This is a genomic window from Lactococcus petauri (assembly GCF_002154895.1).
Taxonomy (GTDB): Bacteria; Bacillota; Bacilli; order Lactobacillales; family Streptococcaceae; genus Lactococcus; species Lactococcus petauri.
On sequence record NZ_MUIZ01000004.1, the window covers coordinates 1 to 23,297 of the forward strand.

At 39.6% G+C, this 23,297-nt stretch carries 19 protein-coding genes; 15 read left to right on the top strand and 4 right to left on the bottom strand.

The features are described 5' to 3' along the window. The first annotated feature begins 386 nt into the window (after window positions 1–386). Window positions 387–2,342: a VWA domain-containing protein gene (locus BZZ03_RS06755; protein WP_233128966.1), complete on the top strand. Its 1,956-nt coding sequence runs from the start codon at window positions 387–389 to the stop codon at window positions 2,340–2,342. Window positions 2,343–2,441: 99 nt separating this feature from the next. On the opposite strand, the gene BZZ03_RS06760 is transcribed toward BZZ03_RS06755, so the two are convergent. Next, on the bottom strand, window positions 2,442–5,420 hold the full coding sequence (locus BZZ03_RS06760; RefSeq protein ID WP_086582829.1) for a polysaccharide lyase 8 family protein: 2,979 nt from the start codon (window positions 5,418–5,420) through the stop codon (window positions 2,442–2,444). Window positions 5,421–5,773: 353 nt separating this feature from the next. On the opposite strand from BZZ03_RS06760, the gene BZZ03_RS06765 reads away from it, so the two are divergent. Both BZZ03_RS06765 and BZZ03_RS06770 read left to right on the top strand, forming a co-directional pair. After that, window positions 5,774–6,928, top strand: coding sequence for a glycoside hydrolase family 88 protein (locus BZZ03_RS06765; RefSeq protein ID WP_086582830.1), 1,155 nt, complete (start codon window positions 5,774–5,776; stop codon window positions 6,926–6,928). A 9-nt stretch (window positions 6,929–6,937) separates the two neighbouring features. Next, on the top strand, window positions 6,938–8,725 hold the full coding sequence (locus tag BZZ03_RS06770; protein ID WP_086582831.1) for a glycoside hydrolase family 35 protein: 1,788 nt from the start codon (window positions 6,938–6,940) through the stop codon (window positions 8,723–8,725). 25 nt (window positions 8,726–8,750) lie between these two features. On the opposite strand, the gene BZZ03_RS06775 is transcribed toward BZZ03_RS06770, so the two are convergent. Continuing rightward, a complete protein-coding gene (locus BZZ03_RS06775) occupies window positions 8,751–9,458 on the bottom strand; it encodes a GntR family transcriptional regulator (RefSeq protein WP_061412410.1) in 708 nt (235 codons plus the stop codon). Window positions 9,459–9,686: 228 nt separating this feature from the next. Here BZZ03_RS06775 and BZZ03_RS06780 point away from each other — a divergent pair, with 228 nt between their 5' ends. The 12 genes from BZZ03_RS06780 to BZZ03_RS06840 all read left to right on the top strand — a co-directional run bounded on the left by BZZ03_RS06780 (window position 9,687) and on the right by BZZ03_RS06840 (window position 22,453). Further along, window positions 9,687–10,616 carry a PTS sugar transporter subunit IIAB gene (locus tag BZZ03_RS06780; RefSeq protein ID WP_086582832.1) on the top strand — a complete coding sequence of 310 codons (930 nt, stop codon included), beginning with the start codon at window positions 9,687–9,689 and terminating at the stop codon, window positions 10,614–10,616. A gap of 1 nt (window position 10,617) precedes the next feature. Continuing rightward, window positions 10,618–11,415, top strand: coding sequence for a PTS mannose/fructose/sorbose/N-acetylgalactosamine transporter subunit IIC (locus BZZ03_RS06785; protein WP_019294114.1), 798 nt, complete (start codon window positions 10,618–10,620; stop codon window positions 11,413–11,415). Then, window positions 11,408–12,232 (top strand): PTS system mannose/fructose/sorbose family transporter subunit IID, encoded by an 825-nt coding sequence (locus tag BZZ03_RS06790; protein WP_019294115.1) that lies wholly within the window; start codon window positions 11,408–11,410, stop codon window positions 12,230–12,232. The genes BZZ03_RS06785 and BZZ03_RS06790 overlap by 8 nt, the downstream gene beginning before the upstream one ends. 173 nt (window positions 12,233–12,405) lie before the next feature. Next, window positions 12,406–13,215, top strand: a complete 810-nt coding sequence (locus BZZ03_RS06795; RefSeq protein ID WP_061412416.1) for a gluconate 5-dehydrogenase — start codon at window positions 12,406–12,408, stop codon at window positions 13,213–13,215. A gap of 20 nt (window positions 13,216–13,235) precedes the next feature. Continuing rightward, window positions 13,236–14,072 (top strand): hypothetical protein, encoded by an 837-nt coding sequence (locus BZZ03_RS06800; protein ID WP_086582834.1) that lies wholly within the window; start codon window positions 13,236–13,238, stop codon window positions 14,070–14,072. A 55-nt stretch (window positions 14,073–14,127) separates the two neighbouring features. Continuing rightward, entirely contained in the window at window positions 14,128–15,888 is a 1,761-nt protein-coding gene (locus BZZ03_RS06805) for a DUF2264 domain-containing protein (protein ID WP_086582835.1), read from the top strand. A gap of 45 nt (window positions 15,889–15,933) precedes the next feature. Continuing rightward, window positions 15,934–16,941 (top strand): LacI family DNA-binding transcriptional regulator, encoded by a 1,008-nt coding sequence (locus BZZ03_RS06810; RefSeq protein WP_086582836.1) that lies wholly within the window; start codon window positions 15,934–15,936, stop codon window positions 16,939–16,941. Window positions 16,942–17,270: 329 nt separating this feature from the next. After that, window positions 17,271–18,899 (top strand): hypothetical protein, encoded by a 1,629-nt coding sequence (locus BZZ03_RS06820; RefSeq protein WP_086582838.1) that lies wholly within the window; start codon window positions 17,271–17,273, stop codon window positions 18,897–18,899. 229 nt (window positions 18,900–19,128) lie between these two features. Then, window positions 19,129–19,974, top strand: a complete 846-nt coding sequence (gene kduI, locus BZZ03_RS06825; RefSeq protein ID WP_086582839.1) for a 5-dehydro-4-deoxy-D-glucuronate isomerase — start codon at window positions 19,129–19,131, stop codon at window positions 19,972–19,974. A 32-nt stretch (window positions 19,975–20,006) separates the two neighbouring features. Continuing rightward, complete coding sequence (locus tag BZZ03_RS06830; RefSeq protein WP_086582840.1) at window positions 20,007–20,813, top strand: gluconate 5-dehydrogenase; 807 nt, start codon at window positions 20,007–20,009, stop codon at window positions 20,811–20,813. Between the two features lie 30 nt (window positions 20,814–20,843). Continuing rightward, window positions 20,844–21,812: a sugar kinase gene (locus BZZ03_RS06835; protein WP_061412434.1), complete on the top strand. Its 969-nt coding sequence runs from the start codon at window positions 20,844–20,846 to the stop codon at window positions 21,810–21,812. Beyond that, entirely contained in the window at window positions 21,812–22,453 is a 642-nt protein-coding gene (locus BZZ03_RS06840; RefSeq protein ID WP_086582841.1) for a bifunctional 4-hydroxy-2-oxoglutarate aldolase/2-dehydro-3-deoxy-phosphogluconate aldolase, read from the top strand. Before BZZ03_RS06835 ends, BZZ03_RS06840 begins: the two co-directional genes overlap by 1 nt. 39 nt (window positions 22,454–22,492) lie before the next feature. On the opposite strand, the gene BZZ03_RS12170 is transcribed toward BZZ03_RS06840, so the two are convergent. Then, window positions 22,493–22,630 (bottom strand): hypothetical protein, encoded by a 138-nt coding sequence (locus BZZ03_RS12170; RefSeq protein ID WP_198943948.1) that lies wholly within the window; start codon window positions 22,628–22,630, stop codon window positions 22,493–22,495. Between the two features lie 3 nt (window positions 22,631–22,633). After that, entirely contained in the window at window positions 22,634–23,140 is a 507-nt protein-coding gene (locus BZZ03_RS06845; RefSeq protein ID WP_086582842.1) for a hypothetical protein, read from the bottom strand. Between the last annotated feature and the right edge of the window lie 157 nt (window positions 23,141–23,297).

Here is a 23,297-nt window from a genome sequence, read left to right on the forward strand (position 1 = left end):
ATATTCGATAGTCAACGATTACTGATATATCACGCTTCTATTATAAATAAATAAAAAAGTACTGTCAATTCCACGAAAAAACAATCTAACATAAACTTAAATAACTAGATATAATAAAGCTTATAATAATGTGATTGTCAGAAAAATTGTAATTTATTAGAAAGAAAAGATAATGCTATTGAATAAAGTATGATTTAATTTTGCTTAATACTTAATATGATATTAGCGCATCAGTGTAAATATTATTGCTATAAAGTGAAAAATTTAAATTTGTTAGTCAACTATTATATTTACTAAATAAACGGATTGGAAAACAAAAAGTGAAAAAGATATTTAAATTATTTTTACTATTTTTGATTTTAATTTTTGTTGGAGGAGGGGCAGTTTTGGCTAAGGCTGAGACAATAGATTTCCCCTATATGAACGACCAACAAGGAGAATATATTAAAGATGGTGTTACAAATGGTAATACACATAATTATGATTATGGTAATGTAGCAGGCGTTTCTTTTGATAGTGAAGGTTATGTTAATTACGATAATAAAGCTTACGTTAAAAAAAGCGTAAAGGAAAATGCTGAAAAACAAGGTTTATTTGATGTCACCCTTGATGTGAAGGGAAATGATATTAATCCGCCACGTGATATAGATTTGGTTTTAGTTATCGACTTTTCATCTACAATGTCGGGCGAAAAACTTCTAAATACACAAAATGCAGTGCATCAATTTTTAACCAGTATTGCTGAAGTTTTGCAAGAAGGACATGTTCGTGTGGGATTGGTTTGTTATAATCGAAATCTTTACTCCACACAAACATTCTCCACAGATGCCAACTATTTAGATGATTTCTTGGTTAATGGAGCAAAGAGTCAATCTGGAACCTTTACTCAAAAAGGACTTATTGAAGCAGAACGTATGTTTACGGAAGATGGGCGTGGAGATGCGGAGCATATGTTGGTTCATATCGGGGATGGAAGTGCTAACCGCAGTTATATTCCTGCTCCAGATGCTGTTGAGTATCCTAATAATGGAGAACTTATCGACTATAATGGCTACCATACCTCAACATATCATGAAGATTTTCAGACGGACTCACCCTTGTACCACACCACAAGTGCTGGTTCAGATACAAATGGGATTGTAGCGAATAAAAATGTTATTAATGATGACACTTTGGGAAGTGTGATGAAGCTTAAAAAGAGTGGTGTAATTTGTTATTCAGTCGGTGTAGCACCTTCTGAAAGAGGAGAGTATATTGCGAAAAATATTTCCTCTAATCCTTCAGGATATTATACAATTGATGAAAATCTAGAAGGATTAGCAGAGGTCTTTAAAAACCTGCAAAATAATATTTTAAAAACTATCCCTAATGGAACGATTACAGATCCGATGGGGGAAGGTATTCTCCTACAGGGTTCAGGAAATTTCACGGAACAAAATTACAAGCTACAAGGCTGGCGTAAAGATAGTAACGGTGTGTGGCAAGAAGCACCAGATTTGGTTCAGGATATAAAAGTTACAGAAGCAAATCAAACAATTTCAGTTTCTTCAATTGCACTTGGAAGCGATGAACGTATCACTTTGAGCTATCAGGTACGTATTGATACCGAAAATTCTGATTTTAAGGGAGATAGCTGGTATCTGTGTAACGGGAGAACGACTTTAGATCCTAACAAATCAGGCGAAGAATTAGATTTTCCGATACCATCAATAAAAGCACCAAAGATTTCTTTAGATGTTGAAAAAGTTTGGGAAAATATAGATAAAAATCAAACACCTGATTCTATAGAATTTATTGTTACACGTCAACAGGTAACTTCTGAAACATGGACATCAAGTGATATCATTAAACTCACAAAGGAAGAAGACTTTAAGCAAGAATATAAAACTTTAGAGGTTAATGCTCAAAATGTTGACTTACCGCTGTATAATAATAATGGTGATGACTTTACTTACCAAGTTGAAGAAATAAAAGTACCAGATGAGTTTCAAAGTACAGTTACTCAAAATGGAAATAAATTCACAATAAAGAATACATTTATTGGAACAACCACAGAACCCCCAACAACCACGGAACCTCCAACAACAACAGAACCTCCAACAACCACAGAACCTCCGACGACCACGGAACCCCCAACGACAGAGTCCTCAACTACAACAGGATCTTCATCAGAGATAACAAACTCAACTTCAAATGAAGATACGAAGAGAGATTCGAAGCATTTGCCAAATGCTGGAGAAAAAGTTACAAAGACAGCTCTAGTTGGTTTGTTTTTCATTATCCTCGCATTGATTTTCGTATTTGCAAGAAAATTTATGTTAAAAAATAAGGAAAAAAAGTAATATAAAATAAAAAGACATCAGAAATTTCTGATGCTTTTTTATTTGAAGGTAGGTTAGGGAGTTATATAAATTAAGGAAGAGAGCACCAATTAACGAAAATCACTCCACAACAATTTGTTTAGCACTCCCCGCACTGCCCGAAAAGTCAATGCTTAGAGTGTTTGTAGCTTCATCAAAACTTACGCCGTCACTCATCGAAAGGATATGCTTGAAATCTTTTGGCAATTGGATATGAGCAGTTTCATTGGTTTGCGTGGGATTTGCGATTGTGTATGTGGTTTGGGTTTGCTTGGTTTGTTTTAACAAAGAAATCGGCTTGTCTGTAGTGATGTCTGCTATGCTTCCTCCTGTGGTAGCCCAGAAATTAATTCCTAAATAGCCAGCGGTTTCCATTTGCACAGCTTGGATACTTTCGGTGTTTGCAAGAATTTTAAGAGTATTATCTTGGGTATAATGTTTAAGCTTTTCTTGCGTTGCTTCAGGAAGAATAACATAAGCATAGTTTGCATTTTGAGGATGCTGCCCGTGGTTTATCAGGAATTTGCGATATTCGCCACTATAAGTTTTGTCACTTGGAAAGGCACTATTGATAGCGGCGTAAGTTCCTGTTCTTTTTTCACTTTGCACAGTGACGTCTGAAGAAGTTGGGAAGTAATAGCCAATCGAAGCATTTTGATGGTCAGACTGCAAGAGGAGCCAATCTTTTTTACTTTCTTCAGAAGCATCAGTGATATTCCCCTTATTTGAAATCACTTGATAGTGATATGCGTCATTAAGAAGACGGTTGTCCACGACCGTTTCGATGGAAGCAGTTGTGTCACCACTAATTCCCGCACCTAAGGCAATGGTCTGGTCTTCAAGAACAAACCATGATTTTTTAGCACGAAGATTCATCGGAAGGACGGTACCGTTGTTTTTAGTGCCTTGCTTATTAAGCGCCATACCCATCACGGCTTGATTTTCTGCAGCTGCTCCACCGACCCATGTTTCGGGAGAAGTTACGGTAGTAAAGGATGAGTTTTCATCTTGAAGCGCTATAGTATCTACGGTTGTCCCAGGTAGACGATAAGGATCAACCGTTGGCCAGTAACTATTACCAAATTGGACACCGTCGTTATTATAGAGATAAAACATGCCATCAGCTGTATGCCAGCCACGTTTATTTTCACCATTTCCTGCTTCAAAAGAAGAGGTGCGGTTGGAGTATAGGCTCAGGCTTGTCATGTAATTTGGATTACTTTGAACAAAACGATCCATTGAGGCGAAGATTTTTGTTCCCGTAAAGGGGAGCATATCTCCAGTGATTGCACTATTTGACATTAAAGAAAGGGTCATCTGTAAGTCATTATAGTCCCTCGTGTTATTGAGATAATAATCAGGATTGGTTTGCATCCAGTATTTCACTGCTTCTTGCAGCTTCTTTTGACTTTCTTCGGATGCTAAGTTAGCAACGATAAGCAAATTATACATCGTGGTTGAACCGTAGCCGACCTGTGTATCTTTCGGAGCGCGTGAGATTGATCGTCCATTGACACCTGGAAGCATCGCTCCTTGATAGATGAGAGGGATAAATGATTGTTCAATAGTAGAGACAAAGTTTGAAACAGTTTGACTGTCCATTTCAAAGCTTGAACCTTTGGTGGTAGCGAGGATTTGTCCGACACCTTTCACAAGAACATTGCCGTAAGAACCGGTATAAGGGATGTTATTGTGCTGAATAAAAGAGCCATCAGGATAAAAGCCGTCTCCCTTGGTTACTGTTTGAAAAACTTCTTTAATACTGTTTGATGCCAGCTCAATCTTACTTTCATCTTCTTGTAAAATTCCTAAGCCAAGCACAGATAAGGCCAAGTCTGTTCTATTTGCTCCAGTGGTTGAAAAATTAGGAATGAAAGCCAGATCAACAAATACATCCTGTGCTTTCGTATAGAGTTGCTGATAAGGATTGGGAACATAGGACTGGATTGCTTTGCTATACTCTTGTATTTTATCTGATGGTAGCTTATCACCAAGGATCATTAAGCTACCAATAAATTTTTGAGGAATACCAACCTGCCAATCCCACCAATTGCCATAGTATTTCTGGCCATTGTAGCCCTTTTGACTTACCATAAAATCAAGTCCAGACTGAATATCAGCGAGCAGTTCGGAATTAAGATAGTAATCTGTCCCCTTAGTGCCATAAGCCTGTGAGAGAAGGTAGAGATTAGAGAATTGAGTCGTCAGATTTGCAGAAGGTGTGTCCCCAGCTTTCAAAGGCCACAACTCTTTTCGATCAGGGCTACGATTCATACTTTGGTAAAGGTTTTGAGTATTCTTGGACAAAGTATTCACATATTTGACGAGTGGAGCATTGTTAGAATCATAATTTTCAGTGATTAGTTGTTGCTTCCACTTGTCACGTAAGCTTATAAATTGCTGCGTATCTAAAACTTCAGGTATACTGTTAACTTCGCCAGTTTTCAGTGATAAGAGCGACAGCTGACTCAGATTACCAAAAAGCCGTAAACCTGTGGCTCCGATCCAGTCCCCATCGATGGTTGACCCATCGCTGTAAGTAACATGGGGATTATCATAAATTATCTTGCCGTTAAGGTAAGCTTTAACACTCGTGCCCTGATAACGTAGAAGTAACTTATAGGTCTGTCCGATCTCAAGACTTTGACTATGGATGTCTGTTATCCATTTGCCTCCTGGCTGACCAAGCTGCCAGTTTCCGTTACTCATATAAGCAAAGGACTGATAATTTTTGGTGTTTTCTGCGCCAGCCCGAAAGACAAGCCCAAAATTTGTTTGTCCATTGTATACAAAAGTTATTTGCACATCACCAGAACTACGATTTCCTGCATCTGTATTGAGCGGAATACTTTCATAACCTGTACTTAGCTTTTGATTAGCTATATTTAGCTGTCCTTGAGAGATTCTTTTATCTGCTTGGCCAACCAAATCTTTCCAAGTCCCAAGCTGATTACTGAAATCAGAAGTATAGCTCTCCGCTGTAGCTCGTTGACTGAATGTGAAACTTATTGAAATGCTCACAAGTAAGAAAGCAATAAAATAAAATAGTTTTTTTGTCATTTCATATTCTCCGTGTATTTATTTATATTCCCAATGCTTGTTTTAAAGTACAATAAAAGAGACTTAGAACAGTTAATCTAAATCTTTTCAATATTTACTTTTGGACGCTCCTTTTCTTTATGATAAGTAGTATAATTTAACATGTTATATTATCTATGAGTAAGTATATAGTATGTTAAGAAGATTGTCAACTTATTAAGATAACGCTTACTTGCGTACTATTGAGGGATAATAAATTTTTAGGTAATAAATATCTCGGCTGTAGTTTTTTCTTGGACCATCAAAAATTTCTTGCTATTTTGTCAAGTAAAAGTTATAATATAACATGTTAATATATTAAGAGGGGTTAAGTTATGAATACGAATAAGAAAAAATTAATTCAGCTCGGTCAGAATATCGACCAAGCTTGGCTGGACAATCAAATAAAGAAAATAATTGTAAAAATTGAAAGAAACATGGAGCGTTTTGGTGATGATTTTCCTTCGGCTTGTGCCACAGATGGGAAATATCGTATCAAAGGGAATGACGACTGGACCAATGGATTTTGGACAGGAATGATAGCTTTGGCTTATGAATATACAGGGAATGCAAAATTCTTACATCGTGTCGAAGCCAACATGGAAAGTTTCCAAAAGAGATTAGACGATCATTTTGTGTTAGATCATCATGATATCGGGTTTCTATATAGTCTGTCAGCGGGGGCAGCTTATAAGTTAACTGGAAATGAAACTTATAAAGCGACTTTACTGCAAGCTGCGGATGTCTTGCTTCACCGTTTTCAAGAAAAAGGTAATTTTATTCAAGCTTGGGGCAAGTATGGCGATCCTAAAGAATATCGTGTCATTATTGATTCATTCATCAATCTTCCCTTACTCTTTGCAGCAACAGAATATTCTGGCAAAGCAATTTACAAAGAAGTAGCACTGAAGCATTATGCGACTTTGCTCAAAACAGTTTTCCGTGACAATGCAAGTACTTATCATACTTATTATTTTGATCTCGAAACAGGACAACCAGCATATGGAGCTACACATCAAGGACATAGCGATACGTCAACTTGGGCACGTGGGCAGGCGTGGGCTATTTTAGGTATTCCGCTTAATGAGAGTTATATTCATTCCGCTATTTTTCCTGAGGTATACCCTTCTGTGGTAGAAGTTTTCTTGAAGTATTTGCCTCAGGATCTTATTCCATATTGGGATTTTGATTATACAGATGCAGAACCATCTGCTAAAGACAGTTCAGCAGCAGCTATTGCAGCGTGTGGCTTCTTAGAAGCTGCACAGCAAAAAGCTTATCCAGAAGCAGAGGATATGGCTAAGGGACTCATTTATCAGTTGGGAGAATTTTATACAGAGGCAGCAGATGGGAATGAAGGCTTGTTGCAACATGGGGTATATGCTTTTGCAGAAGGGAAAGGTATTGATGAACCTAACCTCTGGGGCGATTATTTCTATTTTGAAGCGCTCATGCGCTTAGCGAATGACAAATGGAACCGATATTGGTAAGGAGAAGTAGTGAAAACATTTCAAATAAAAGAAGAATTTATGCTGGATAATAAGCCAGTTAAAATAATAAGTGGTGCTATTCATTACTTTAGAATTCCCCAAAGTCAGTGGGAAGACAGTCTTTATAACCTGAAAGCACTTGGTGCAAATACTGTAGAAACTTATATTCCTTGGAATATTCATGAACCTGAAGAAGGAGTATTTGATTTTGAAGGCATGAAAGATATTCGTGCTTTCGTTAAGCTGGCTGAAAGTTTAGGGCTCATGGTTATTTTACGGCCTTCAGTTTATATCTGTGCAGAATGGGAATTTGGCGGACTTCCAGCCTGGTTGCTGAAGGAATCAGAAATGCGTCTTCGTTCCACAGACTCACGCTTTATGACCAAGGTGGAAAACTATTTTAAGGTATTACTTCCATATCTTTCACCATTACAAATCACTGCAGGTGGTCCTGTTATCATGATGCAAGTTGAAAACGAATATGGTTCTTATGGGATGGAGAAGGAATATCTTCGCCAAACGATGGCACTTATGAAAAAATATGGGATTAATGTACCCTTGTTTACTTCAGATGGTGCTTGGCAGGCAGCGCTTGATGCGGGTTCTTTGATTGAAGATAATGTTTTGGTTACAGGAAACTTCGGCAGCCGTTCGAAAGAAAACGCAGCAGTGCTCGCAGGATTTATGAAAGAACATGGTAAAAAATGGCCGCTTATGTGTATGGAATATTGGGATGGTTGGTTCAATCGTTGGGGAGAACCGATTATTAAGCGTGATCCGCAAGATTTAGCAGATGAAGTTAAAGCCATGCTGAAGCTTGGTTCGCTTAATCTTTATATGTTCCACGGTGGGACCAATTTTGGCTTTTATAATGGTTGCTCTGCGCGTGACACGGGAAATCTACCACAAATTACCAGCTATGATTACGATGCCTTGCTAACAGAGGCAGGGGAACCTACTGCCAAATATTATGCTGTTCAAAAAGCGATCAAAGAAGTGTGCCCAGATGTTTGGCAAGCGCAGCCTCGTGTCAAGGAAATTGAAAGTCTTGGTTCTTTTAAAGTTTCAGAGAGTGTATCTTTATTTAAGACTAAAGATAACATGATGAAGGCTTTAACAACCGCTTATCCTCTCACTTTAGAAGCAGCAGGTACAGGCTATGGTTATATGCTTTATTCTACTGTCTTAAAAAATTATGGTAAAGAGACTAAACTTAAGATTGTTGAAGCGAGCGACCGTCTCCAAATTTATCTTGATGGTCAACATAAACACACACAATACCAAGAAGAAATTGGGCAAGAAATATTGTTGGATGTAGCGGAAAATCAAGAAGAGATTCAAGTGGACTGTTTGGTAGAGAACTTAGGTCGTGTCAATTATGGTTTTAAGTTTAATCATCCAAGTCAGCAAAAAGGTATACGTGGTGGCATGATGCATGACATACATTTTCACCAAGGTTATACACAATATGCTTTAGATTTCTCTGTGGAACAGTTAAGTGGAATTGACTTTAGTGCAGGTAAAAATCCAGCACAGCCTTCTTTTTATCGCTTTAATATGAGCTTGGATAAGGTGGCAGATACTTTCATCGATTGCTCGAACTATGGCAAAGGTGTTATCATTGTGAATGGTAAGAATCTTGGTCGTTATTGGAACCAAGGGCCTGTGTACAGTTTGTATTGTCCGAAGGACTTTCTCCATGAAGGAGAGAATGAAATTCTTGTCTTTGAAACAGAAGCTGTAGAAATTACCAGCTTAAACTTTTCAAGTCAACCAGTATTTGATACTCTAAAGTAAAAATAAAACAAAGTAGAAGTGGATGCTATTCGGCATCCACTTCTATTTTTGTTTTGAAGTATTTCCAATGTTTGTAGCTGACGATATATTCAGCAACACTCTTATCTACAAGATAGGTGTGTTTAACCTGCTTGACCACAGGTTCGCGGAAGCTTAAGTTGAGCGCATTGAGCAACTCACTTTCATCTGGAAAAATAATTTCATTTGTTTCAACAGAGGACATGGAATAAAGATCGATACCAAAGTCTTTGTTCACTCGCTCATAGACACTCGAATAGTCTTCTAAATGATCTGACACAGGCTCCTTGACTAAAGTTTTTGGAAGGTGTGTAAAGTGTAAGAGAAAGGGGGTTCCATCAAAATAACGTACCCGAACAATCTTATAATAACTTTGGTCTGGACTAAGTCCAAGCTCTTTTAAGATTGAAGGTTCATTTTCCTCTTTTATTGACAGAACTTTGACAGTTTCGTGATCTTGAGAATGTAATTCGATATCTGAGAATTTAACATTTTGGGAAATTTTCGATTTAGAAACGTAGGTACCTTTTCCTTGAACGCGGTAGAGGTAACCTGCACTTGTTAATTGGTTTAAGGCTTTCACCGCAGTGATAGAACTTACTTCATATTTTCGTTTAATATCGGCTTCTGAATAAAATTTATCCCCGGGGATAAATTTATGATTTTTGATTTCAGATAATAAGTCTTGTTTGATTTGTTCATACTTTGGAATCAATAGAAATACTCCTATCTATATAACTTATATTAGAATGATAACATGTTAAGTTATAATATGCAAGCTGTATATACAAGGCTTTAGAGTGCGCTTTAGGGAGCTTTTTACAAAAAAATATGTAACCGTGTACATTTTCTCTTGACAAGCTACTTAATATGTTATATACTGATAATGCAAGAAGATAACATGTTAAATAAAAGAGCGCTTGCGTGATTGATAAGGAGTCAAATGAGAAACATAGTATTGATTAGCCATGGTTCGATGGCTGCCGGGGTGAAAGAAAGTCTCGAGATGATCATCGGACGGCAAGAACAGATGCATGTGGTATGTATGCCCGAGGATAGTGATAATATCCAGTTTGAACAAGAGCTACTCGAAAAAATGCAGACCTTAGAGGGTGAAACTTTAATTATTGCTGATTTACTTGGAGGAACACCTTGTAACGTGGCGTTAAAGCATTTTACCGATAATGATGATATTTCTATCATCGCTGGGATGAACCTCTCTCTTGTTTTAGAAGCAGCAGTGAGTGATACAGCGTCCGCTGATGATTTGGTTACTTCGAGCAGAACAACGCTGGTTAATGCGAAAAACTTGCTGAATGAAGCAAAGGCACAAGAAGCAGTAACGCTTAATATGGCAGATTATTCTGAGTACCAAGGTAAAGCAAAGATTGTTAACACGCGCATTGATGAACGCTTGATTCATGGACAAGTGGCTGGAATTTGGTCTTCAAGTTTGGGGACACAACGCATCATTGTTGCAAATGATGAGGCAGCTGCCGATGACTTGCAAAAATCATCTTTACGCATGGCTTGCCCATCAGCAATGCGACTCTCAGTTATTCCCGTAGCCCAAGCAGCAGAAAATATCAATGCGGGGAAATATGGCTTACAACGGATTTTTCTTCTCTTTAAAAAACCTGCCGATGTTTTAAAATTTATTCAAGCAGGGGGGAAACTTGAAAGTCTTAATGTAGGGAATATGAGCTATAAAGAAGGTTCAAAAGAAGTCACAAAGAGCATCAAAGTCATGCCAGAAGAAGAAGGTATCTTCCAAAAAATTGCTGCTGGTGGCGTTAAAATCACAGCCCAATTGGTTCCAAGTGAGCCCGCCATTGACTTTATGGAAAAACTTAACAAAATAGGAGAACGATAAAATGCATTTAACAGTCCTACAAATCATTTTAATTACAATTTTTGCCTTTATTGCTATCAATGATTCATTGATTTCGAATTCGTTGACTCAGCCAGCTATTGCCGGTATGATTTCTGGTTTAATTATGGGAGATTTGAAAACTGGTTTAATGGTTGGTGGTACCCTTCAGCTTATGCGCTTAGGTATTGCAGCATTTGGTGGAGCTTCTGTACCTGACTATTTCACAGGTGCCGTCCTTGGTACAGCATTCGCTATTATTTCAGGCAAAGGCGCAGCTTATGGTATTGGTTTAGCTGTTCCTGTCTCACTTCTGATGCTCCAACTTGACGTTGTGGCACGTTTCTGTAATGTCTTCCTGCTTCACAGAGTTGACAAAGCTATTGATAAAGAACAATACGGCCGTATTCCACGTTTGGTTCTCTCTGGTTCATTTCTTTGGGGACTATCTCGTGCTATTCCCATCTTACTCATGCTGATCGTTGGTGATGCTGCTGTAACAACCTTGACCAATGCAATGCCTGAATGGTTGATGACTGGTCTTCAAGTTGCTGGGGGCACATTGCCTGTTGTCGGTGTGGCGATACTCTTGCGTTATTTGCCAACGAAACAATATATTCCCTATCTTATGGTCGGTTTCTTCCTTGCAGCATATTTACAAGTTCCGATGATGGGGATTGCGATTGTCGGAGTAGTCGCAGCACTCTTGGTGTTCAAACGTGACAGCGCAAAGCCTGCACCAGCTGAGGCAGGCACAACAAATGGCCAAAACTTTGAAGGAGGCTTTGACGGTGATGAATAACAATAAAGAAGTAATTACAAAAAAAGATTTAAATAAAATTAGCTGGCGTTATATCTTGGGAAGTCAGCTCAACTGGAACTATGAACGTATGATGAGTTCAGGTTATCTTTATGGCATCATGCCTGTTCTGAAAAAGCTTTACAAAGACGATAAAGAACTCAAAGATATGGCTAAAACGCATAACCAATTCTTCAATACCAATGCTATTTTTGGTAACTTGATTATGGGAATTGATGTAGCTATTGAAGAAAAAGAAGGTTATAAAGCAAAGGAAACTGTGGCGGCTTTGAAAACAGCCCTCATGGGATCACTTGCAGGTGTCGGAGATTCACTTTTCCATGTTATTTGGGGGACCATCTTTGGTTCTGTTGCAGGAACTTTAGCTCAACAAGGTTCGACTGTCGGCTGTCTCCTTTGGATTGCTGCAAATATTGCCTTGCTCTTTGGTCGCGCTGCTTTACTTCCACTAGGGTATAAACAAGGGGTAAAATTAGTAACCACATTAAAAGATAAACTCTCTGCCTTTACTAATGCGGCAACTGTTCTAGGTGTAACTGTTATTGGCGCTTTAATACCAACGGTTATCAAGGTAGCTACGCCACTGGTTTACACAAATAACGGTGTTAAGTTAGAAATGCAAGCAACATTAGATGGAATCTTGCCAGCCTTAATCCCAGTTTTGCTCACATTGTTAACTTACTGGATGTTGGGCCAAAAGAAATTGAACTCTACACGTGTTATTTGGTTGGTTTTAATTTTCACGATTGTTCTCAGTGCACTTGGCATTCTAGGGCTACCTGTGCCACCAGCAAAATAAAACACAACACACATTGTATAAGGCATTCGTCTTGCACGGTGTGTGAAGAATTTTCGGATGACTTACCTCACTTACACAATTCCGAGTCATTGGAAAATTTTTCATAGACCGTATAAGAACAAAAGGTTCATATTGCATATGAACCTGCTTTTTAATAAGAAAAGGAATAAAAAATGACAGATAATATTTTAAAATTATTCAGCATGGAGGGAAAAATAGTCCTTATCACTGGAGGGGCACATGGGATTGGATATTCTCTTGGTATTGCTTATGCCCAAGCAGGCGCAAAGATTGTTTTTAATGCCAGACATCAAGCGGGAGTAGAAACGGGTTTAGCAGCTTATGAAAAAGAAGCCATTAAGGCTTATGGCTACGTCTGTGATGTCACAGATGAAACAGCAGTTGCGGCTATGATGCAGCAGATTGAAGAAGAAGTTGGAAGTGTAGATGTTCTGGTGAATAATGCGGGCATTATCGCACGACAATCGATGCTTGACATGACAGCGAACGATTTCCGAAAGGTTGTAGATGTTGATCTCACAGGCCCTTTCATTATGTCGAAAGCCGTGCTTCCTGCGATGATTAAAAAAGGAGGTGGCAAGATTATCAATATTTGCTCCATGATGTCCGAGCTGGGCCGTGAAACTGTTTCGGCATATGCCGCAGCCAAGGGCGGTTTGAAAATGCTGACTAAAAATATCGCCTCTGAGTATGGTAAATACAATATCCAATGTAATGGTATCGGCCCTGGATATATTGCTACCGAACAAACGAAACCACTGCGAGAACGACAAACAGATGGTTCTCGTCATCCTTTTGATGCCTTTATTATTGCGAAAACCCCGGCTGAACGTTGGGGGAAACCGGAGGATTTACAAGGTGCAGCTGTCTTCCTTGCTTCAGATGCTTCCAACTTTGTAAATGGGCATATCCTATATGTCGATGGCGGTATCCTTGCCTATATCGGCAAACAACCTGAATAAAGAAAATGGAGAAACAAAGAATGATAAAAATTGAACTGCTTAATAAGAACAAAGAAAATATCTCTGGGAAATTTGACCATGAGAAAGAGCATGCGCCATTTATGGCTCAAGGAAACCAGCTTTGTACACTAGGAATCAAGGAATATGTGTATCAGATGGGAGATAAGATTCGTGTGACAGTAGATGATGTTCCGGGCTATTATATAGTTCAGATGGATGAAACTCTTGCGCCATCACTCCTTTATTTTACTCAAGAAGAATGGTTATATGAAATCCCTTTAACAGAAAATCTACGAAAGTCCTCTGTGGAGACGGCATTCAAATCCGCACGCCATAGCTTGACCGTGCGCAAAGCCTATCCTTTTGAAATTTCAAACTATCAAAATCTTTCTTTTAATGCGCATGATCAAAAAGAAAACACAGGCGTGTATCCGCATGCTTCGGCCAATGTCGAAACACGTGATGAATCAGTTTTTTTCGCGAAAAATGCCATAGATGGTAAATGCGCTAACCTATCACATGGTTCATATCCTTTTGCCTCATGGGGAATTAATCAGCAGGCCGATGCAGAATTAACCATTGATTTTGGCCGTCATGTTGAAGTGGATCAGCTGAGCTTACTTTTCCGCTGTGATTTTCCACATGATAGTTATTGGCAAAGTGTCGAAGTTACATTTTCAAATGGTAATTATATGTGCTTTGACACAGAAAAGCAGGCAGAGTTTCAAAACTTTAAATTTCCGACACAGCAGACCACTTTTATCAAACTGAGTCATTTAAACAAGGCACAAGATGATTCGCCCTTCCCTGCGCTAACCCAAATTGAAGTTTTTGGAAAAAACAAGCCTGTTCAATAAGACTATACCTATCCCTTGCAAAGTCATGGGATATTTTCATCAGAAAAGAGATAAAATGCGAGAAAAGAAATTAAAAGCTTTAAAATGGGATTCTTATGAAGAAATCACGCAGGGGTTCAAACTTATGCTTGAACCGCTCAAAGTAAAAATGAATGGTTCAGGTCATATCGACTTAGGAAAGAGCCACGGCGCTATCTATGATGAAGAGACAAGCCAGATGGAAACCTTTAGCCGTTTGGTCTGGGCGATTGGTCCTTATCTCAGTCAAAATGAAGATGTTTTTCTCACAGAAGAAATTCGTGCTTCCTTTGTAGCGGGAACAGATCCTACAAGCAAGCATTATTTTGGCGTGCTCGCCAACTATGACCAAAAATTTGTCGAAATGGCAGCTTTAGCGACCTGTTTGCTGCTTAACAAGGAAACCATCTGGCAGGACTTTAGTCTGCAAGAAAAAGAAAATATAGCCCACTGGTTCCTTCAAATCAACCAACGAAAAATCCCCAAAAATAACTGGCGTTTTTTCCGTATCTTGGTCAATGTCACCATGAAAAACTTGGAAATGTCTTACTCTCAAGAAATAATCGAGCAAGAGTTCACCTTCATTGACAGCTGCTATCAAGGGAAGGGATGGTATTGTGACGGTAAGGCAAGTCAGGTGGATTATTATATTCCGTGGGCATTTCATTACTATAGCTTGCTCATCTCAAAATTTTTAAATCCCCATGAAGATGCTGAACGGCTTAAAAAGATTAGGGAAAGGGCAACTTTATTTGCGCAAGATTATCAGTATTGGTTTGACCGAAAAGGACGAGCAGTGCCTTTTGGCCGAAGCTTGACTTATCGTTTTGCACAGGGCGCTTTTTGGTCAGCCTTAGTTTTTGCGGATTTGGAAGCTTTGCCTTGGGCAAAGATTAAAGCACTCTTTTCAAATCATATGAAAGCTTGGTTTCGTGAGGCTATTTTTACTGAAAATGGCATTTTAAATGTTGGTTACGCTTATCCCAATCTCAATATGGCCGAAAATTATAACGCAGCAGGTTCACCTTACTGGGCTTTTAAAGCATTTTTACTCTTGGCAGTTGACCGTCAGCATCCTTTTTGGCAAGCCGACAAACAGTTATCACGCTTATCACGCAAACGAATCGCCTCTAAAGAAATGCGAGCCTTGATTGAACACAGCGTCTATTCGGAGCAGGTTATGTTTTATCCAGCTGGGCAGTTCATCGAAAATCAGAGTCATGCACCAGCCAAATATGGTAAGTTTGTCTATTCGACACAGTTTGGTTTTAGTGTACCCAAAGGCGCTTATTTTTACGCTGAAGGCGCTTTTGATAATACCTTAGCGCTGAGTGAAGACGGGCTGTACTTTCGAGCACATGCCCAAGATGACTCTTTTGAAATCTTCGAAGATCGTGTGGTGCATTACTGGTCACCCATGCCAGCCGTTCACATCAAAAGTACGATTATCCCTTTAGGTCAAGCGCATCTGCGTATCCACGATATCCAAACAGACAAAGTATTGTGTGTAGCAGAAGGCGGTTTTTCCACAACGATTGAGGAAAGCTCAACTTTTTCTGATAATAAATTTGCCCAAATAGACACGCCATTAGGGAGCAGTAGTATCAGAGCGATCAAAGGCTATGACGAGGCAGACATTGTTCGGCCAGAAGTGAATACCAATGTGTTGTATCCACGCAGTATTTTTCCTTGTCTTCAGGGAAAGATTCAGCCCGGTCAACATCGCTTGATAAGTCTCATAACTGGAACAGTGGTACAGGAGCAAGATTCAAAATGGAGCACAGTAAGTGAAAAATAACTTTTTTCTTATTATTTTTTTCAAAGTATCGTATAATAAGGGCATATGACTAAAAAAGTAACGATCAACGATATCGCAAAGTTAACTGGGGTATCAAAATCAACCATATCCAATTTTTTAAATGGTAAATTTGCAGGGATGTCAGAAGAGACACGGCAACGGATTCAAGATAAAATTGAAGAGCTCGACTATCGTCCGAACCGTCAAGCGCGTGCTTTAAAGTCAAGTTACTCTTCACTTATCGGGATTTCAGTAACCGACATTTCCAATCTTTATACATCACGTTTATTAAAAGGGATGATGGAAAGATTGCAAAATACCAAGTACCATACGCTTATCATGAACTCGGACCTTGATGAAGAGTATGAACAATACAATATCGAAAAATTATTAGACGAGAAAGTTGACGGTATCATCCTTCAACCTCTTAAAGCTGCAGCGACGGATTACAAGACGATTGATTCAGACTTGCCTTTAGTCCAAGTTGACCGCTATCTTCAACCCCTTATTTGGCCAGCTGTTATTTCTGATAATGGTGATCAATCAAAAAGATTAGCGGAAAAGATTGTCAAAGAAGGCTATCAAAGAATTGTCATCTTAACACCGCCAATGCAGAATTCTTCAACTCGTCTCAAACGCTATGAAGGAATTACCGAAGCAATAAAAGATACGGATATTGAACTGGAAGAAGTATTTACTGAAGAAGTTAAAGACCTCTTTACTAGTGATCCAATGATTTGGGAAAAAATTGAGCCTTTCTGTAAAGACGATAAAAAGACAGCCATCTATGCCTTCAACGGCGGTCTGTTTTATGGTGCTATTAAAATTCTGAAAGATAAGCAAATCGCTGTGCCAGAACAAGTGGGAGTGGTAGGTTATGATGATGGAGCTTTGGGAGAGCTGATTAGCCCAGGATTGACTGCTATCGTTCAGGATCCCGTAAAGATAGGCTACACAGCAGCGGATCTTTTGGTCAAAAATATCGAAGCCAAAGCGCAAAAAGCAGAACTTACAGTGGTTGACTCAGATCTAAAAATCAGACATTCCCTATAAAAATATCAAAGGAAAAATATCCTTTGGTATTTTTTAATGATTTCTGTAATGACTTCGAAATCATTTTAACTTCACAGAAACAAATGTTAAAATATAAATGAGAAGTATTCTTATGTATAAAAACACTTGATGAGGTAAAGCTGATGTCTTATAATCATTTAGCAGAGCAGAGCAGAGCAGAGCAGAGCAGAGCAGAGCAGAGCAGAGCAGAGCAGAGCAGAGCAGAGCAGAGCAGAGGGTAGCTTGCGCCTTTTTTCCTGTACCCTTAAACAACGTCCTTTCACAGGGCGTTTTCTTGCTTCCTTCATGGTGAAAGGAGGAAATAAGAGATGAGAACAGAAAGCAAACGTAAATTAAGAAGCATCATCATCCTAGCGCTGGCTTTACTTATAGGCGGTACCTTCGCCTTTCAAGCTTTTAACCAACAAGCCATCAATGACCGCTCCCGTGAAAACGAAGTTGAAGCAGGCGGTCGTGTCCATGATTACTACAATGATGAGTCGGAGAACAAGGATATCTTTGTAGAAAACTACGGACAAAATGAAATCATTGCCCGCATCCGCCTGTCAGAGTACATGGAAATCCAAGAACGAGGTCAAACAGAATTCACATCTGTTGTAGATACTGCCCAACGTGATGAAGTAGAAACTTGGTCAACCTATCTCCCCTATGCTTATGATATCAATGAGCGTACAGGAGAAGGTGCAGATAGATTCAACGACTACTCCAAACTTACCTTTGGTCGAGCGGGCAGACCTTGGTACCTCCCCACCTTTAACCATGACATTACAGACGAAAGGACAGCCGCGGCAGGAGATGCCCGTGACTTTATCGAAGATGGAGCCACACATCCCGGTGACGGAACAGAAAACGACTGGTCAGAAAATGATTACGTGGATAATGACGGCACTTGGCCAGGTTCAATGGTGACACGAGAAACAGCCCAAAACCTAGAGGAAGACCGCCCACCAGTGACTATGGAGCAATGGTTTGAACTGGACGATGAGGATAAAATCGGTGACTTCTGGGTCATCGACCAGCAAACAGGCTGGGCTTATTGGGCAAGTAAGCTGCAAGGAGGAGAAACAACCTCTTACCTACTGGATGCAGCAGAAATGCAAGACGAGGCAGATGCCATCAACGGCGCTTATTACTACGCTATCCACGTAGCCAGTACCTTGGTCACTCCAGGAGAGCGAAATCTATTCCTTGAAGATGATGAACAGGGCGAACACCACAGATATTTACAGTATTTCCTTGATGGCATCAATGAGGGGGAAATGGCAGACGGTTGGAATCTCCCAACTGAAAATCCTCCAGCCGATACTCCTTCAAGTGTGAACAATTTAAACTTTGGTCTTATGATTCCAGGGCAAATCTTTACAACGGCAGACGGTCAAGGCTTCCGTTATCTTGAAAATATGGAAGGGCGCAATCACTTGATTATTCGTAATGATGCGATTCACGGTGTTCCGGTACTCACACGACAGACTCGACTTAATAACTGGTTTAACTATGAAATCCCTGAAGACCTCCGAAATATAGTTCAACCAGTATCTATACCTTCTCCGGTACCAAGGACAGAAGAGGGTTCTTCAAGTTTTACTATGAATTGGAATCCAGCTTACGGTGTAGGATTCTTACCTGCTGATTTCAATTCTTTTCCGTTCACAGAAGCGGTTAGGAATGATGAGACCTTTGTAGATGCGACGAATGGTTCTCCGGGAGCATTTTCTCTTTCGTTAGCTGATTTATTTCGTGTGTCAGGAACAGGTCGTGGATTTTCTAGACTAGAAGAACGCATGGCAGGGCAAGGAATCGGTGTTGATTGGCCACTTCGTACTCCTGGCGGCGGTGCCGCTTCTTGGTATGTGGCTACTAATAGCGGTTTTATTGGGCAAGCTCATGACAACTTTCATGTCGCCACTGTCCGACCCGCCTTAATTATTCGTCAGTAATATAAATATCAAGAGAACCAGAAAAAACAAGAAAACCACAGTTGGTGACGTACAGACAATGCTGAAAGCCGCAAAAGTTTAATTATCCCCGTTAAAACATCAGAACTTCTGATGTTTTTTTGCTAATAAAAAATTTATACTTGACAAAACAACTGAAAGCGAATACAATAGATGTTAGTAAATCGGTTTAGTAAATCGGTTCATCATTACAAATAAAAAGGAGCATCAGATGAACAATCAAACAATGGATACCCGTTACACACACTCACCAAAGGATATTGCGCAATTTACGACACAAGAGCTGCGCGAAGAATTTGCAGTAGAGACCATCTTCGAACCTAACTTTATTCATTTGGTTTATTCGCACAATGACCGCTTGATTTTTGGGGGAGTTGAACCGACAGAAGAACCTTTGGAAATTGTTCTGGATAAAGTTCTTGGAGTTGAATACTTCTTAGAACGTCGTGAACTTGGTGTCATTAATATTGGTGGTGATGGCAGCATTATTATCGATGGCGAAGAAGACGAAGTTTTACACCGTGATGGCTACTATATCGGAAAAGGGACAAAAGAAGTTATCTTCAAATCTAAAAATCCGCAAAAACCAGCAAAATTCTACGTGGCTTCAGCTCCAGCTCACCAAAAATACCCGAATAAAAAAATCGCTCTGGCAAATATTAATCCTTTAACACCGGGTGATGATGAACATATGAATAAACGCAAAATCAACCAATATGTTCACCCAAACCAAGTCGAATCTTGCCAACTCCAAATGGGTTTAACATCACTTGCTCCTGGTTCTGCATGGAACACTATGCCTTGTCACACACATGAACGTCGAATGGAAGCTTATCTGTACTTTGAATTGCCAGAAGACAATGCCATTTTCCACTTCATGGGTAAACCCGAGGAAACAAAACACTTAGTGCTGCAAAACGAACAAGCGGCAATCAGTCCAAGTTGGTCCATCCACACAGGTGTAGCCACAAGTAATTACTCTTTTATTTGGGCAATGTGTGGTGAAAATATCACTTATGACGATATGGATATTGTTCCAATGAACGAACTTAAATAATAAAAAATAAACGAAAGCAGAAAGAGAAGATTATGACTGAGAATATTTTAAACGCCTTTTCACTGGAAGGAAAAATCGCCCTTGTAACAGGAGCGACTTACGGTATCGGCTTTGCCTTGGCATCAAGCTATGCCAAAGCGGGAGCAACGATTGTATTTAATGACATCAACCAAGAAGCAGTTGATCGCGGTATGGCAGCTTACCAAGAAGCAGGCATTACAGCACACGGTTATGTTTGTGATGTGACTGATGAAGCAGGAATTGATGCAATGGTTGAGCAAATTGAAAAAGAAGTCGGCATTATTGACATCTTGGTCAACAATGCCGGTATTATCAAACGTACACCGATGATTGACATGTCAGCCGCTGATTTCCGTCAAGTGATTGATATTGATTTGAATGGTCCATTTATCGTTTCGAAAGCAGTTATTCCAGGTATGATGAAGAAAGGTGGCGGTAAAATCATCAACATCTGTTCAATGATGTCAGAGCTTGGTCGTGAAACAGTTTCATCCTATGCTGCTGCTAAGGGTGGTTTGAAGATGTTGACGAAGAACATTGCCTCAGAATACGGCAAATACAATATCCAATGCAATGGTATTGGCCCTGGCTACATTGCGACACCCCAAACAGCGCCCTTACGTGAGTTACAAGAAGATGGTTCACGTCATCCTTTTGATTCCTTTATCATTGCCAAAACGCCAGCAGAGCGTTGGGGAGAACCAGAAGATCTTGAAGGCCCAGCAGTCTTCTTGGCTTCGAAGGCTTCTGACTTTGTCAACGGTCATATTCTCTATGTAGATGGCGGAATCTTAGCCTACATTGGTAAGCAACCATAAAATAAAGAGCTGAACCTTGGAGAAAGAATTATGCCAAAATTTATAACAATAGGTGAGCCTCTAGTCGTGATGGCCTCACAAGATGTGGATGTTAGCTTAGATGAAGCAGTGCATTTTAAGAAATACCTCGCAGGAGCAGAATTTAATGTTGCACTCGGTATCAAACGTTTAGGTCACAGTGCGGGCTATGTATCCAAAGTTGGGGCAGATACTTTTGGACGGTTTATCACTGAGGCTGCACAAGAAGCAGAGCTGGATACGCAAAACTTGATTTACGATGAAAACTTTTTGACAGGTGTTTATTTGAAACAATGTGTGAGTACGGGGGATCCGGTTACTTCATATTTTCGTAAAAATTCAGCTGCTTCAAACTTGAAGATAGATGAGATTGATTTATCTACTTTAGCAGATGTTCAGATTGCTCATCTTTCAGGGATCTTTCCAGCATTATCGCCCAGAACACTTCAAACTTTTAGAGCGTTTAATGATAAGCTGCAGGAAAATAAAGTCTTCACGGTATTTGACCCAAACCTTCGTCCAGCGCTTTGGAAAAATCAAAAAGAAATGGTAGATACTCTCAACAACTTAGCGAAGAACAGCCAAATCGTTTTACCGGGTATTAATGAAGGCCAGATACTGATGGGTTCAAGCCAACCAGAAAAAATTGCTGATTTTTATTTGAGCCAAAGCAGTCTAACCGAAAGTGTTGTAGTGAAACTGGGCGCTGAAGGCGCATTTGTCAAAACGAAAGCTGGTGCTACTTATACCGTTTCTGGCTTTAAAGTGGACAAGGTCGTTGATACAGTAGGCGCAGGCGATGGCTTTGCTGTCGGCTTAGAATCTGCTTTACTTGAAGGTAAAACGCTGGAAGTTGCTGTACATCGTGCGTGCGCTATTGGCGCTTTGGCAGTTCAAAGTGCGGGGGATAGTGAAGGATATCCGACACGTCAGGAACTTATGGACTTCTATAAGAGTCAGAATTATCAAGGAGATTTATAATGCAAAGAGCAGAATTATTGGAAAAGGTGATTAAGTCAGGTGTTGTTTCAGTGGTACGCGCAGATAGTGCCGAAGATGCCGTCAAAATAGTAGAAGCAGTTGTAGACGGTGGGATTAAAAGTATTGAGCTGACTTATTCGGTACCTCGTGCAAACGATGTGATTGCTGATCTTGTAGCCACATATGCTGATACAGACGTCGTGGTTGGTGCAGGTACAGTTTTAGAACCAACTTCAGCACGTTTGGCAATTATTGCCGGTGCTCAATTTATTGTGAGTCCAACTTTTAACAAAGAAGTTGCCAAAATCTGTAACCTATATCAAATCCCTTATATTCCAGGAGTGATGACCCCATTAGAAGCACAAACCGCGATGGAATATGGCTCTGAACTCATCAAGCTTTTCCCAGGAGATATTGCAGGAGCTGCGATGATTAAGGACCTCAAAGGCCCTTTCCCTTACATCAATGTGATGCCATCTGGTGGTGTTAATGAATCAAATGTGGCAGAATGGTTTAAAATCGGAGCGACTGCTGTAAGTGCAGGAGGTGGTGTGACAGCACCAGCCTTAACAGGTGATTTTGCAGGCGTTAAAGGGAATGCTGAGAAGTTTATGCGGGCCTATGAAGCCGTAGGAAAATAAATGAAAAACTTATATCGTTTTGATATAAGCTTTTTACTTTCATTCCTTTTCTAAAAGAATCCGTTTAATCTCCCGAAGCTCTCTTTTAGTACGGCTTTGGTCAAGTGCTAATGACAAAACACCAAGAGCTAAGAAAAAATTTGCGATTTCGGATAGGATTGTAAATAAAGCATTCATAGTTTAGCGTCCATACATAAAGTCATCAAAGCCTAAGGCTGACCAAAAGCTAATAGAGCTAATGGTAATCCAATACGGTTTTGAATTTCTTTTATATGCAGCACGTGTCGTCCATCGACGACTCAAAGCTTGCATAGCTGCATATCTACCCGCAGAATAAAAACTTCTACCAATATTAATCCCTGCCCAAATAAGTGAGGCAACAGCGGCAGCAGCAGCAACAGGCGCAAGTCTCTGTCTATCGAGAAAATTTGCATACTCGTCGAGTAGCTTTTCTCCATCTTCTTGTGAAATTTCTTTAATATCATGGACTCCTTTCCTAAGTAAGAAATCTTCAAAGCTTTTTTTATCTAAATTTAGACTTGTTTCATCAACTTGTGTTATCTCTGCAGTTATTTCTGGAATAACTTGACTTTCAGCAAGCCCCACTCCGGATGGCGTTAATGATGAAGACAGAACTGTTGTGGCAACAAGACTAATAACTGTTTTTTTCAAATATTTTTTCTGCAATATATAATTACCTCCTAGATTCTTGTGTCGTGTAGTCCTTTCCTTGAGCTGCAGTCTCGAATTAAAATATATTTACCTAAAATATTATCACATTTTAAGCGCCTTAATTTTTAAAAATCCATTGAAAGGTGAAGAAAATTATTCTACGAATATGGAG

Excerpts from the sequence above, each read along its gene's own strand:
- BZZ03_RS06820 (WP_086582838.1), top strand. The coding sequence starts at position 17,271 with ATGAGAACAGAAAGCAAACGTAAATTAAGAAGCATCATCATCCTAGCG.
- BZZ03_RS06780 (WP_086582832.1), top strand. The coding sequence starts at position 9,687 with ATGAGAAACATAGTATTGATTAGCCATGGTTCGATGGCTGCCGGGGTG.
- BZZ03_RS06835 (WP_061412434.1), top strand. The coding sequence starts at position 20,844 with ATGCCAAAATTTATAACAATAGGTGAGCCTCTAGTCGTGATGGCCTCA.
- BZZ03_RS06830 (WP_086582840.1), top strand. The coding sequence starts at position 20,007 with ATGACTGAGAATATTTTAAACGCCTTTTCACTGGAAGGAAAAATCGCC.
- BZZ03_RS06840 (WP_086582841.1), top strand. The coding sequence starts at position 21,812 with ATGCAAAGAGCAGAATTATTGGAAAAGGTGATTAAGTCAGGTGTTGTT.
- kduI (WP_086582839.1), top strand. The coding sequence starts at position 19,129 with ATGAACAATCAAACAATGGATACCCGTTACACACACTCACCAAAGGAT.
- BZZ03_RS06800 (WP_086582834.1), top strand. The coding sequence starts at position 13,236 with ATGATAAAAATTGAACTGCTTAATAAGAACAAAGAAAATATCTCTGGG.
- BZZ03_RS06765 (WP_086582830.1), top strand. The coding sequence starts at position 5,774 with ATGAATACGAATAAGAAAAAATTAATTCAGCTCGGTCAGAATATCGAC.
- BZZ03_RS06760 (WP_086582829.1), bottom strand. The coding sequence starts at position 5,420 with ATGACAAAAAAACTATTTTATTTTATTGCTTTCTTACTTGTGAGCATT.
- BZZ03_RS06795 (WP_061412416.1), top strand. The coding sequence starts at position 12,406 with ATGACAGATAATATTTTAAAATTATTCAGCATGGAGGGAAAAATAGTC.
- BZZ03_RS06805 (WP_086582835.1), top strand. The coding sequence starts at position 14,128 with ATGCGAGAAAAGAAATTAAAAGCTTTAAAATGGGATTCTTATGAAGAA.
- BZZ03_RS06810 (WP_086582836.1), top strand. The coding sequence starts at position 15,934 with ATGACTAAAAAAGTAACGATCAACGATATCGCAAAGTTAACTGGGGTA.
- BZZ03_RS12170 (WP_198943948.1), bottom strand. The coding sequence starts at position 22,630 with ATGAATGCTTTATTTACAATCCTATCCGAAATCGCAAATTTTTTCTTA.
- BZZ03_RS06790 (WP_019294115.1), top strand. The coding sequence starts at position 11,408 with ATGAATAACAATAAAGAAGTAATTACAAAAAAAGATTTAAATAAAATT.
- BZZ03_RS06785 (WP_019294114.1), top strand. The coding sequence starts at position 10,618 with ATGCATTTAACAGTCCTACAAATCATTTTAATTACAATTTTTGCCTTT.